The organism is Clostridium sp. HV4-5-A1G (genome assembly GCF_900184915.1).
Lineage (GTDB): Bacteria > Bacillota > Clostridia > Clostridiales > Clostridiaceae > Clostridium_B > Clostridium_B aromativorans.
This window is the reverse complement of sequence record NZ_FXYI02000099.1, coordinates 1-13,593: the sequence shown is the minus strand read 5'-3', so window position 1 is coordinate 13,593 and position 13,593 is coordinate 1. Positions and strand designations below refer to the sequence as shown.

At 35.2% G+C, this 13,593-nt stretch carries 13 protein-coding genes; all 13 read right to left on the bottom strand.

The annotated features are described in order from the left end of the window. Window positions 1-111: 111 nt before the first annotated feature. A complete protein-coding gene (locus J5G60_RS11385; RefSeq protein WP_150357843.1) occupies window positions 112-864 on the bottom strand; it encodes an SDR family NAD(P)-dependent oxidoreductase in 753 nt (250 codons plus the stop codon). Window positions 865-883: 19 nt separating this feature from the next. Next, complete coding sequence (locus J5G60_RS11380; RefSeq protein ID WP_150357844.1) at window positions 884-1,225, bottom strand: MFS transporter; 342 nt, start codon at window positions 1,223-1,225, stop codon at window positions 884-886. 60 nt (window positions 1,226-1,285) lie between these two features. After that, on the bottom strand, window positions 1,286-2,572 hold the full coding sequence (locus tag J5G60_RS11375; RefSeq protein ID WP_150357845.1) for an MFS transporter: 1,287 nt from the start codon (window positions 2,570-2,572) through the stop codon (window positions 1,286-1,288). A gap of 130 nt (window positions 2,573-2,702) precedes the next feature. Then, window positions 2,703-3,683, bottom strand: coding sequence for a hydroxyacid dehydrogenase (locus J5G60_RS11370; RefSeq protein WP_150357846.1), 981 nt, complete (start codon window positions 3,681-3,683; stop codon window positions 2,703-2,705). After that, window positions 3,680-4,582 (bottom strand): dihydrodipicolinate synthase family protein, encoded by a 903-nt coding sequence (locus J5G60_RS11365; protein ID WP_150357847.1) that lies wholly within the window; start codon window positions 4,580-4,582, stop codon window positions 3,680-3,682. The genes J5G60_RS11370 and J5G60_RS11365 overlap by 4 nt, the downstream gene beginning before the upstream one ends. Window positions 4,583-4,617: 35 nt before the next feature. Continuing rightward, window positions 4,618-5,961, bottom strand: a complete 1,344-nt coding sequence (locus J5G60_RS11360; protein ID WP_150357848.1) for an FGGY-family carbohydrate kinase — start codon at window positions 5,959-5,961, stop codon at window positions 4,618-4,620. A 144-nt stretch (window positions 5,962-6,105) separates the two neighbouring features. Then, complete coding sequence (locus J5G60_RS11355; RefSeq protein WP_150357849.1) at window positions 6,106-7,035, bottom strand: class II fructose-bisphosphate aldolase; 930 nt, start codon at window positions 7,033-7,035, stop codon at window positions 6,106-6,108. Between the two features lie 29 nt (window positions 7,036-7,064). After that, a complete protein-coding gene (locus J5G60_RS11350; RefSeq protein ID WP_150357850.1) occupies window positions 7,065-8,012 on the bottom strand; it encodes a PHP domain-containing protein in 948 nt (315 codons plus the stop codon). Between the two features lie 45 nt (window positions 8,013-8,057). After that, window positions 8,058-8,513: a ribose 5-phosphate isomerase B gene (rpiB, locus tag J5G60_RS11345; RefSeq protein ID WP_179977223.1), complete on the bottom strand. Its 456-nt coding sequence runs from the start codon at window positions 8,511-8,513 to the stop codon at window positions 8,058-8,060. A 31-nt stretch (window positions 8,514-8,544) separates the two neighbouring features. Next, the gene (locus J5G60_RS11340; protein ID WP_207708008.1) at window positions 8,545-9,492 is read right to left on the bottom strand and encodes a transketolase family protein; all 948 of its coding nucleotides are present in this window, start codon (window positions 9,490-9,492) and stop codon (window positions 8,545-8,547) included. Then, window positions 9,489-10,319 (bottom strand): transketolase, encoded by an 831-nt coding sequence (locus tag J5G60_RS11335; RefSeq protein WP_236035267.1) that lies wholly within the window; start codon window positions 10,317-10,319, stop codon window positions 9,489-9,491. The genes J5G60_RS11340 and J5G60_RS11335 overlap by 4 nt, the downstream gene beginning before the upstream one ends. 27 nt (window positions 10,320-10,346) lie before the next feature. Next, window positions 10,347-11,570, bottom strand: coding sequence for a transaldolase family protein (locus tag J5G60_RS11330; protein ID WP_150357852.1), 1,224 nt, complete (start codon window positions 11,568-11,570; stop codon window positions 10,347-10,349). 164 nt (window positions 11,571-11,734) lie between these two features. Then, window positions 11,735-13,462 carry a sigma-54 interaction domain-containing protein gene (locus tag J5G60_RS11325; protein WP_150357853.1) on the bottom strand — a complete coding sequence of 576 codons (1,728 nt, stop codon included), beginning with the start codon at window positions 13,460-13,462 and terminating at the stop codon, window positions 11,735-11,737. Window positions 13,463-13,593: the final 131 nt, after the last annotated feature.

The following is a 13,593-nucleotide window of genomic DNA, read 5'->3' as shown; positions in this document are numbered from 1 at the left end:
AGCCACAGCCACATTATCTTTTTTGTCTACAATTAAGGAATTTATATTGTCATTCATAATCATTCCCCCTTAAAATTCATTTGATTTGCAATTAATATTAAAAATGCCAACCTATGCTGTCCATCCTCCGTCAACCATCAAATTTATACCCGTTATATATGAAGCTTTTGGTGATACTAAAAACAGAACTGTTTCTGCAACTTCCTCAGGCCTTCCCAGTCTTTTCATAGGTGTTTTATTAATGATCAAATTTCCCCAATATTTGTCCTCTAGCATTTTCTCAGTCATTTCCGTTTTTACAAAAGCTGGAGATACAGCATTTACCCTTATATTATATTTAGCCCATTCTACTGCCAATGCTTTAGTCAATTGCTTTATACCACCCTTAGTAACTGCATAGATACCTCTCTCCGGCAAAACCTGCTCGCTTTGAATTGAGGCTACATTTACAATTGCTCCACTCTTCTGAGCTATCATATGTTTTCCTGCTTCAATACAAGTAAAAAATGCACCTTTCAAATTGATATCAACCATGTAATCCCAATCTTCTTCTGTATAGCTTTCAACAGGTTTCCTTGTATTTACCCCTGCACAGTTAATCAACATGTCTATTTTGTTAAAGTGATTTATTGTCTCCGATATCAGATGTTTTATGTTTCCCAAATTAGAAACATCACAGGGTACACTATATACATCTAGTCCTTTATTTTTTAATTCAGATATTGCCCCCTCTTCACTCTCTCTTTTCTTACGATTTGCAATTACAACACTTGCCCCTTCTTCAGCTAAAAGCTTCACAATGGCAAAACCAATTCCCCTGCTGCCTCCAGTAACAATTGCCGTTTTCCCCGATAAACCATTCATTATTTATTCCCCCTAAAATTTATTTATTACATTTATAAAATACTGATTTTGAAACAGATATCTTTTTTTCATCTAACTTACGTATAGGATGCATAAAAGCCAGAACAACTAAAGCACTTAACAAAGCCAACGAGCCAGCTAATATAAAAGCACTCGTGAATTTCCCCGTTCCCTGGACAATATATCCTGTTATGCTTGGTGCAACAATACCTGCTGTATTTGATAAGAAATGAGCAAATCCCCACGCAATTGCCGGTGCAAATGCAAAGAAAGACCAAAATATCATTGCAATCCCCATTGTTCTTTTAGGGCCAAATAAATCTGAATTTTCAACTAATTCTTGATATAAGTTTATATCCATAGCATCAGTAATTCTTAGTTTTTAAAGTAATTTATACCATAATATTAATTATTAAATATACTATGAACTTTCAACAACCCTTTCTTTTTTAGGTAATTTCACAATTGAATTAAAAAAGCATCCTATCAGTAAAATAACAGCTAATATATACATTCCTACATCTGCACTTTTCATATATGTCATAATAAGCCCTAACAGATATGGCCCTAAAAATGCTCCTAAATTTCCCATGCCATTTATAATACCTCGAGCTGCACCTGCCACATCAGCCTTAAATATCATCGGCGGTATAGCCCAAAAACTGCTGTTATAAGATTGTACAAACACACCTCCAAAAACTAAAAAAATATAAGAAAGCCACATATTAAATTTAAAAACAACAGACAAAGATAATGATGCAGCAAGGCCTACCATAGGTATAACAGCATATAATTTACGTTTCAATGTTCTGTCAGATAGTCGCGAAAAAAACCAAATTCCCATTGCTGAGCCTATATAAGGTATAATAGATAATAATCCAACTACAGCAATTCCAGTATGCGTTAAATCTTTAATTAATGTAGGAAGCCATAGATAATAACCAAAAATGCCTGTCATATAGCAAAAATATGTTATAACTAATAACCACAAATTAGTTGAAGTAAATATATTATTTGATGTTTTTTGTATACTAATATTTCTTTCAACTTGACTTTTTTCATTACTCAGTTTATTTTCAAGCCAATCTAACTCATCTTTCTTTATCCACTTAGCATCACTAGGATAATTATTAATTAAAGGATACCAGATAAAAAGTAAAGCAAAAGACAATATTCCCTCAATAATAAAAACCCATCTCCAACTATAAATAGACATAATCCATCCAGATATTGGAGAAGCAATAATATTAGCTATAGGATAATTCATGTTAAACCATCCAGTAGCTCTCCCCCTTTCTTCATCAGGAAACCAATGAGTTATTAGCACTAGTATAGCTGGATATACCCCTCCTTCAGCCACACCAAGTAAAAACCTAACTACCAAGAGTTCAAAACTATTATTCACAAAACCGTTTACTATTGACAAGACGCTCCACATTACTATTGATAATGCAATAAATTTTTTAGCACTTCCATGTTCTGCAATATTCCCTCCTGGAACTTGTAAAATCAAGTATCCTATTGAAAATATACCAGCTGCCAGGCCTGCAACTGAAGAATTAATTGCCAATGTTTTGTCCATACCTCCGGCAATTGCTAATCCTATATTCGTCCTATCTATAAAAGCTACTATATAAATTATTATACATGGTGGTAAAATATGGATCCATCGTTCATTTGTGATCTTTTTTGAATATACAGTTTTCAAATTCTCACATCCTTCTAATTTTATCAAAAATCTTTATCTGAGCTGTCGCTCTATATGGAAATCATGCCGCTCAAATCGACAGCTCAAAATCTAATTTTTCATATAACCTTCATGTCTATATAAGTTTAAACTACTCACTAATTATATTTCTCTTTAACAATTCATCATGGTTAAAAATGTATTTTGGCTGACGTCCTTCAAAATAATCGATAACAGCTTCTACAGCTTTAACTGCCATTCTCTCCGACGCTTCTTTGGTCAATGCTGCAGAATGAGGTGACAGCATTATATTTTCAAGTTTCAACAGCTCATTATCAGGTGACGGTGGCTCCTGGGTAAACACATCAATACCTGCACCTGCAATTCTTTTTTCTTTAAGTACCTTCACCAATGCTCTTTCATCCATCAAACTTCCCCTTGCGGCATTTATTAAATAAGCAGTTTTCTTCATTGAATACAAGAGATCCTCTGTTACCATTCCTCTAGTCTGGGGCGTATCAGGACAATGCAGCGTTATAAAATCGGAATTTCTAAATAGCGTTTTTAAATCATCAACAAACTCATATTCGCTGTTTTGAAATTTATCTTTTAAATATGGATCAAATGCCAATATCTTCATATTAAACGCATTATGACATTTCTTGGCAACCAGAGCTCCGATTTTTCCCAAACCGACAACTCCAAGTATTTTTCCATCCATCTCTACGGACGAATTTGATCTTCTTGCTTTCCAATTGCCATTGCGCACGGACTTATCCATATAGGCTAGCTGCTTTGCCAGACACAACATCATGGAAATAGTATGTTCACATACTGAAACATTGTTTACACCAGGTAAATTGCAAACTAAGATTCCCTGCTTTGTAGCGGTATCAATATCTATATTGTCAACACCTGCACCAGTCCTCGATATGATTTTTAATTTAGGTGCATTTAAAATTATACTTTTCGTAATTTTTAAATTCGTCCTGAGAACAATAGCATCTGCATTTTTTGCCATAGATGCAACTGTTTTTTCATCTGGATTGGTAACAGTGGAAACATCAAATCTTTTATCTAACAATTTTCTCCCCTCAGGGTGTATTTCCTGAGATAACAATACCTGCTTCATTTCAACAGCCCTTCCTCAATTAAATATTTTTTAATTTCATCCACTTCGTTTTCCTTTAACGGCAGCAAAGGCAGTCTAGGTTCCATCCCATAATATCCAAGCAAATTCATAGCTGTTTTAACCGCTACTACACCACCATAACCTGAAATTTTAGGATTGAGTTTACAGAGCCTATCATTCAGTTTTTCAGCCTCTTCTCTTTTTCCCTCATTAAACAGTTCTTGAATTTTGCTGCAGAGATCAGGAAGGTAATTTGCCATGGAAAGCACTCCTCCTACAGCTCCCTTCTTTAATCCATCTAAAAATTTCATAATAGAACCGGACAAGACGTAAAAATCCGCTCCTTCAGGAACTGCACCAACATATTTGCCTATATCCTCCTTGGATGAATCCTTCATACCTACAATATTGGGATGCTGTGCAAGTACTGATACAGCCTTAGTCGATACCATAACACCATTGGCTGATTTTGGTATACAATATATCAGCAATGGAACTGGTGATGCATCCGCAACTGTAGTATAAAATTTAATCAGGGACTCGTCGTTCATTCTGCCAGGAAAATAATTTGGTGTAAGTACACTTACAAAATCAACTCCCACACTGGCTGCCTTTTTTGTAAATTCAATAGTTGCATAAGCTGATTCTCTGCCTGTTCCTACAATAAATGTTTTGTCATCGGATTTATTTTTTAACACCACTTCAATTGCTTTAAGACTTTCAGCATCTGTTAAACTCTTGAATTCACCATTGCTTCCCAGCAGCATATAGCCTTTTAGATGGGATACATTTAACTTTTTAATGTTCTTCCCCAATTCACCATAGCCCACTTCCTGATTGACAAATGGAGTTACAATTGGAGAAATTGTTCCATTGAGTTTTTCTTTTATGTTGTTCATATTAGTTCATTCCTTTCTTAAGAATATAATTTTTACTATAATATATTAGATACTGGATCTAAAACTTCAACTGCAATTTTAATATTTCCAAGTTCAGAACAATCCTTTTTCGCTTTAAAATCAAAACCTCTAAAAATATTACGCTTAAATTTCAGATAAGCATCATTGATCATCCCGCCAGTCCAAAAGATATTTTGATTGAGTTTTATCTGATCTTTGCAAACATTAATTGTATTAAACACAGGATCATAAGTTCCTATTAAAAGACCTAATAACATACTTTCTCTTGTACTCTCAAAGGTAAGGCCATTAAAAGCTCCCGTCTTTTTTTTCAGGCTGTGCCTGTCTCCTGCCAAATATGGTTCGAATTTCTCCTTTATTTCTGTAATATCCATATTAGAATACTTTCTATAGATATCCTGCAGATATTCAGAATAAAATTCCTCTTTGCTCATATCCTTACAGAACTCTTTCCTAAACCATTCCACTGCATTGCCGCCAACAGTTATAGCAAGATAGAGCCACCTGCCAGGAGTAACTGATGTACGAATATAGTAATGCCTGTCTGGAATAGGATTGTCCGTAGTAACAGTAATAATTTCATTACTTCCTGACACATTCAAAATATCACCAGTATTAACAGCACCGGCACCAAAGGCGGCACTTGCAGTGTCATTTGATCCTACAATTACTGGTACACCTTCGCGAAGCCCTGTCAATTCAGCTGCTGACTTTGACAGGTAACCTGCAATGCTCTTGGTTGGAACTATATCAGGCAGCTTATCCCTATCCATTCCAATTTCCCTGCAGATATCTTCAGACCATCCACCTTCTTTTAATGTCTCATACAACCCTGTGAAAGATGCATTTGAAGGATCTATCAAAAATTTTCCGACCATTTTTCTCAGGAAAAATGTATTAAAATGTCCAAATTTATACGTCTTTTTATAGACATCAGGTAAATTATCCTTGATCCAAAGCATACTCGTACATGTAATACCACCTGCAAACGGCAAATTGCCATTTATATTCATAAAATTATCGCCGCCAACTGCCCTTAGAGCAAACTCGGACTGTGCATAACTTCTCCTGTCCAAATGCAGTATCATAGGATAAACCGGATTTCCCTCTTTATCCATGGCAATCATTGACAACGCTACATCACCTATAACTACCTCTATTTTATCTTTATATTCCTCAAATTTCTTCAATCCGTCAATAAACGCCTTAAACATAAGATTTGCATCTATTTGAATCTTAAATCTATCTATAACCTCAAAATCGTATTCAACTTTAGTTGAACATAGATTTTTCCCTTTTCTATTAAATATGCCCATCTTAAGCGAAGAAGTGCCAAAATCTATTGATAATATATACAACTCATAACCCCCCAATTTAAAAACGTTTTCTGATTTTATAAAAGTCAAGCTTTCATCAATATAAAGTCAATTTACCTATAAGAGTACTCTATGTCTTATATACAAAGTCAGATAATATTTTACTAACATATCCCTATATGTTATTTACTCAATAATGCTGTTGCCGCTTTTGTGCTGGTGAAAATACTCATTTTCTGAAATAAATCTCAAAGTCTCTTCTGCCCTATTAGAAGAACCCAGCAGCTGGATTTTTTCTCTTACAGTCCGTACAACATTTTTTCGTGCCTCATCTCCATATTTTCTCACATCAACTAAATCAGGATTTTTACTTAAGCTTTCCCTTAGAGAACCTGTAAGAGCTTTATTTAATTCAGTAGCAAAATTTACCTTTGTTATACCAGCTTTAATTGCTTTTACAACATATTCAGCTTTTACTCCTGAAGCCCCATGTAAAACCAATGGTGCCTCAACTACCTCATTTATTTCATATATTCTGTCTATATCTAGCACAGCAGATTGTATTTTCATTTTATGGGCACTCCCCACCGATACAGCAAGTGAATCTACCTTGGTTTTTTCAAAAAATTCCTCTGCCTCTTTCGGGGTAGTATAATATTTTTTCATTTCTTCTTGTGATAAATGGCTCTTTTCCGAATCAGGAACTTTCCCTATCTCAGCTTCCAGAGGAATACCCACAGCATGACACATCTTAACCAATTGTTTGGTAATCTCTATATTTTCTTCAAAGGACAGAGGCGATCCATCAAACATGAGCGACGTAAAGCCCGTCCTCAATGCACCCACCACAACATCATAATCAACTCCATGATCCAAGTGGCAGACAACTGGTACGCTTGATCTTTTTGCCAATGATCCAACAATTGAAAAAATACCGTTCATACCAGCATATTTTATTGCTCCTTGACTCATCTGAATTATAACCGGTGCCTTTTCTGCCTCGGCTGCCATAACAATAGCTTGTGCCACTTCCATATTATTTGCATTAAATGCACCAACTGCGTAGTGATTTTTAAGTGCATGAATTAACAACGCTTTACTACTAACTAATGGCAATTTCATCAATCCTTTCCGTAATCAACGTTTTAAATAAAATAATCTCTTATAGTATTGAATTCTTCATAGGTAATACCAGCTTCTCCTATACACCTTGGGTTTTTTACATTTTTCTTCCCGTCATCATGATAATCCGAACCACCTGTAAAAAATTTTACCCTGTCTCCATAATGTTCTTTTATATAGTTTTCTATTTCCTTATTACTAAAGCTGCCCTTATAGCTGGTTTTGGAATAGGTATAACAAGCTTCAATTCCGTCAAGCCCATGTTCTATCAATTGATTTATGTAATTCTCTCTTGTAAGAGTTTTCTCATCAGGATATTTAACTACATCATCAATTAAAAATGGATGGGCTAATACAACCGTCCCCCCGCAATTTTTAATAAGATCAATTGCGTCAAAAGGATTTATTTTTTTTCTTCTCACATTTAATTTGGGATTATCACGTACCATTATTTTTGCATCTTTCCAGCTAGGTGCATATCCCGTTTTAGCAATGAACTCAAATATATGTTTTCTCTGCACATCCTCCGGTTTTCTGTATCTTACATTATCCTCTTCATCCGTATACCGCAATATGGAATTTTCATAATCCACATGAATTCCATTTTCAGTTAACACATCACATAATTTTCTATAAGCATCCACCTTGCTCTCTCTTTCCCTTCTAACCTCATCTTCTACCAATTTATTACTCCAATCAAGCTTATAGCCTAAAATATGCACATCATCCACATAAGTATCACAGGAAAATTCATATCCCAAAACCAATTCAATGCCCTTATCAAATGCATATTTTTTAATTGGTATTTCCTCATTTCCCACTTTAACTACAGATGGAGGCTGTATATCATGATCGGTTATTGCAATAACTTTCATACCAATTTTAGCTGCATTATCTATCAGTTCCCTGGGAGTGTCATTTCCATCAGATCTAACTGTATGACAATGTAAATCGCAATCATATCTTGACATATTCCAACCTTCCTTTTTACTAAATAATTGATTTTAACATAACCTCTAGACAGATTTACGGCATCTACTATCTATGTCGTTTATCTTTTTAACTTTGGGTATGGAGCGCCCACCCTGAAATTCAGATTCAAGCCAGACATCAACTAGTTTTTTAGCCAACTCCGGCCCAATCACCACAGCACCCATGGTCATTATCTGTGCATTATTGCTCTTCCTGGACCTTTCTGCTGAATAAATATCATGGCACTGGGCTGCCCTCACTCCAGGCACCTTATTTGCCGCAATAGCCATTCCTATACCTGTACCACATATCAAAATTCCCCTTTCAAATTCATTATTTGCTATTCTCTTAGCAACGGCCAGCGCCACATCAGGATAGTCTACCGGCTTTTTATCATATACTCCTACATCAACTACTTCTATACCTTTTGACTCAATATGTGTCTTTACAATTTCTTTTAGATCATATCCAAGATTATCTGCTCCGATTATAATTTTCATGATATCAAACACCCCTTTTCATATAAATAAATTATCTATGATTTTCAATAAACGACCTGATACCAGATGCAATTCCATCTGTATCTAACATAAATTTCTTTTTAAGCATTTCATCGGTTCCAGCAGTTCCAAAGCTGTCTTTTACACCAAGCCTTAAAAGTGTTGTATCTCTGGTGTTTTCTGAGAGCAGCTCTGCAACAGCACTTCCCAGTCCACCTACAATATTGTGATCTTCCACTGTAACAACTGTCTTTATTTTTGATACAAAATTCAGAATGAGTTCATCATCCAATGGCCTTATAGACGCCATATCAATCAATGCAGCATTAATACCATTTTGCCGCAATAAATCCACGGCTTTTAAGGAATCGTATACTGCACCGCCGGATGAGATTACAACTGCATCTTTACCTTTTCGCAATACATTTCCTCTCCCAATTTGAAAGTCCTGAATTCTATCATAGACTAAGTTCTCTTTCTTTCTGCCCCTTAAACGTAAATACACCGGCCCCTTGTATTCAAACGCTGCCCTTGTTGCGGCAAATGCCTCATTATAGTCCGCAGGATCTATTATCACAACATTTGGAATTGATCTTATGGAAGCCACATCCTCCAATGCCATATGTGTATAGCCAAGCCATTCTGAAGAAAAACCTGTATCCGTGCCAACAATTTTGACATTCAAATTTTGTCCAGCAATATCCACTCTAATTTGCTCACAAGCTCTAAAGGTTAGAAAGTTTGCATAGGAAGTAACTACAGGAATTTTACCAGCCAATGCCAGCCCAGCAGCTATACCTATCATTGACTGTTCAGCTATACCCACATTAAAGCTTCTTTCCCTGTACAAATTTACGAAGCTTCCATATCGAGATTGTGAATCTGCAGCTACAGTTACTATTTTTTTATTACCTTCTCCTACACTCAGGAGTCCATCTATAAAAGCATCTCTTGTGGATTTTTTATTTTCAGTCATCATTCAAGTGCCTCCAATCCCAAATTATCTTTTAGGCTCTCATATTGTTCTCTTGTCAGAACTTTGTGATGCCATTCTATTTTATTCTCTGCAATTTCCAGTCCTTTTCCCTTAATTGTATGAGCTATTACAGCAGTAGGTCTTCCAGTCTCATAAGGTGCACTATTTAATGAAGTCAGTAATTCCCCTATATTGTGGCCATTTACATTTTTAGTAGACCATCCAAAAGCTCTCCACTTATCCTCTAATGGCTCTAGTTGACTTATATTTTCAGTAAAATCCCCCAGTTGCAAACTATTTCTGTCCACTATAACAACCAAATTATCCAGTTTATGTTTTGCAGCAATCATTGCAGCTTCCCAGTTAGTTCCCTCTTCAAGCTCTCCATCACCTGTTAAAACAAATACCCTGCACTTTCTATCATCCATTTTTGCCGCCAATGCCATACCGATGGCCAATGGAATGCCATGACCTAATGATCCCGTATTGGCTTCAACCCCCGGTAATTTTATCTCAGGATGCCCAGGCAACATGGTATCGCATTTGCTGGCAAAATCTCTTAATAGATCACGTTTATAATATCCTACCTGAGATAATATTGAATATAATGCTAAACAGCCATGCCCTTTGCTTAAAATAAAACTATCTCTATCAGGCCACTGAGGATTATCAGGTCTGTAGTTCATAATACCTTTGTATAAAGTCGCTATAATATCCGCACTAGAAAGCGCTGGCGCTAGATGTCCAAAATTTGCTCTAGTGCTCATACAAATACAATCCTTTCTGATTTGTTCTGCTGTTTTCCTAATTTCATCTCTATTAATATCCACCAATTTAAATACACCCTCCAAACTTTCCTATATAACAGAAGCACCTTTACTTGAATTTTTTATTATAGAAACAAAAGATTCCAGATCATCTACTGCACTTGAAAATTGCTTATAAGTTGTAAAAGTAGGCTCTATATTTTTAAATTCATCTGGGGCAATTGTTTCTTCACCGTATCCTCTGCTAAAATAAGGTATTTTCAGCAGTTCCTCTATAATCTCTTCTGGTACCTGCTCCTCTACACCGCTTTTCAACGGTCTATCAATATACAGAAGCATTAAATTCTGTATCAAATTTGGGTTCATTGTAAATATCATGTTTTCACCAGCTAATTTTTCTATATGCCATATCTGTTTAACTCCGTCAATCTCAGGACCTACTCTCATAGAGCAAATCAACAATTTACTTGGATACTTATTCTCAGTTAAAATTCTGCAGGCCTTTTTAGCTATTGCAATACCAGCCCACCTCTTCATTTTTTCAGTAAGTTTAACCCCTCTTTCTGAAGCCTCATCCTCAAAAGTATGTGCATCCTCAAATCTCCCTATCATCAATGTTATTACTGAACGCCAATTTGAATAGTCAGTTCCAAATTTTTCGCCCAATTCCCTGCCTGATTTAACTGCCTTTGCAACTGCCATAATTTGCGGCAGCGTAAAGGACAAAGTTGCATTTGTAGGAATGCCAAGAAGTGTCAATATAAATATTGTCAAGACGCCCTCCTCAGTTGCTGGAACTTTTACCATAATGTTAGCCTGCAATTGTTTTAATCCAAGTCCCTCCTTGACCATTTTAAACGGATTAATATAATCTTGAGGATTTACTTGAGCTGACACAAAACCATATTTATGTGAAGATTGCTCATATAAATTCAAATAACGTGCGGCACCTCTTTTGCAAGCTTCCATATAAACTTTCCAGGTAATTTCATCCATATTAAGTTTAGGATTATAGTGTATGATGTTCCTAATAATCGGAGCCCATTTATCACCTAATAGATCAAATACCGCCTTTGTAAGGGGAGGATTTGTGGTAACGCCTTTGAATACCCATTTTTCAGAATCCGTATTACTATCCCACAGCTTCTTTAATTGTGATTTCACAATATCCCTTAAATTATCCGGAGTAGATTTTAAAAATTTCTCACACCATGTTTCATAGATAAGAGGATTTGAATCCCACCAAAGCTCCATATCTTGGCTCGTCAAATTCAATCGTTCCATAGCACTGCTCTTATAAATATTTTGGTTCATATACCATCGCTCCCATAAGATATTTTTACATCCTTAAGCTTACGCAAAATTTATGCCAAATAAAAAAAAGACCTATAAATGCCTTTAGGTCATAATTTTAAATTTCAAATATTATATTAATCAATGTAAATTTACATTAAGCAATGCATGGCTACATTAAAAATTCATTTTGCTGCGGACTCATATTTTTTTATTTTTCTTACAATCGTAGACTGATCTACATCCAACACTTTAGCTGCTTTATAGGTGCTTCCGTTCTCATCAATAGCCCTTTTTATAAGCTGGTACTCCACTAATGCAGAAGCTTTCCTAAGAGGCATAAGTTTCGAAATATGTATTTCATCTGATAGGTTACTATCTTCATTCGTAGTCGTCAGTTCCCCAGGCAGATCACTGCATCTAATCTGGTTATCTTCTGAAATTATTACAGTACGCTCAATTACATTTTCCAGCTCTCTCACATTTCCCGGCCATCTATATTTCATAAAAACTTCTATAACCTCATTTGTAAGCTGTTTTGAATAGCCATATTTTTTATTATATACATCCAAAAAATGATATGCAAGTACGGATATGTCTTCTACTCTATCTCTCAAAGGAGGTATCGTTATTGGAATTACATTTAGCCTGTAATATAAATCCTGCCTGAACTTCCCGTCTTCAACCAATTTTTTTAGATCTCTATTGGTAGCCGCTATTATTCTCACATCAACTTTTCTAGGTTTAATACCACCCACTCTGATAAATTCCTTCTCCTGCAGCACTCTCAGAAGCTTTACTTGTAGGATAAAAGGTATTTCACCAATTTCATCGAGAAACAGAGTTCCCTTGTCGGCAATCTCAAAAAGCCCCGGCTTTCCTTCAGAACGTGCCCCAGTAAAAGCACCCTTTTCATACCCAAATAACTCAGTTTCCAGTAAGTTCTCTGGAATCGCCCCGCAATTTAATTTAACAAAAGGTCTCCCATTTCTGTTACTGATATTATGAACATATTTGCATATTACTTCCTTGCCAACTCCGGTTTCTCCATATATAATAAGGGTGGAATCCACTACTGCGACTTTTTTTATCACTTCTATAACTTTTTCCATTTCCTTGCTTCTATATATAATGTTGTGATCTTGAGTCTGTTCAATTCTCAAAGCTGCCAGTTCCTGCTCATACCTCTGTAAAAGATCTTTAGTCTTATACAGATCACTTTTTAGCATCTCTTCATTCGTTATGTCCTTTGATATGCTGACAACACGTTTAACATTATTATCTTTATCAAAAACAGGTGTAGCTACTACAAGAAGCTTTTTTCCTGATTTCGTTCTTTGTGTTAAGGTTATAGGCTTTTTCTCCTCTATAGCCATTCTTGTAGCAGATGGCAAATATATACGTTTTTTCTCTAATTCCCTTACATTCTTTCCAATAAGTTCTTTAGGTTTTACACCATAGATTTTCTCACAAGAAGAGCTTATTCTGACCTTAATACCGGATCCGTCAGTAATACAAACCAGATCATCCGAGCAAGTCATAAAAGCATTCAAATCCGTTTTTACACGGGTATAGTCTTCTAAAAGTATTTTATATTTATTTTCTATAAAATTTAGCAATTCACGATTGGTAATAATCCCGACCACATTATATTTATCATCTTTAACAATAATTACATCTTTAACATTCTGATTTACCTCTATTAAATCTTTATAATATAAATAACCAATAGTGTCAAATGGTACCCTATGCTTTTCACCTAGATAACAAAATATCTTTTTTACTTCATCTCTATTATCGTTTACAATCACATAATCATATGTTTCTTTATTTTGACTTAAGTTTTTTAATTTACCTTCTAATTTTATCAATAAAATACTAGTATTCATTATTCTAGAGACATTTATTTTCATCCACCCAGTGCCCCCTTTTAATATAAAATGAAATCAACTCAACCGATCAAAACTCTCTAATTTCCATTTACGAATATAAAAAATATAACTAAAAACTAAAATTTTCAGTTACATAAAATAAATCATAATTT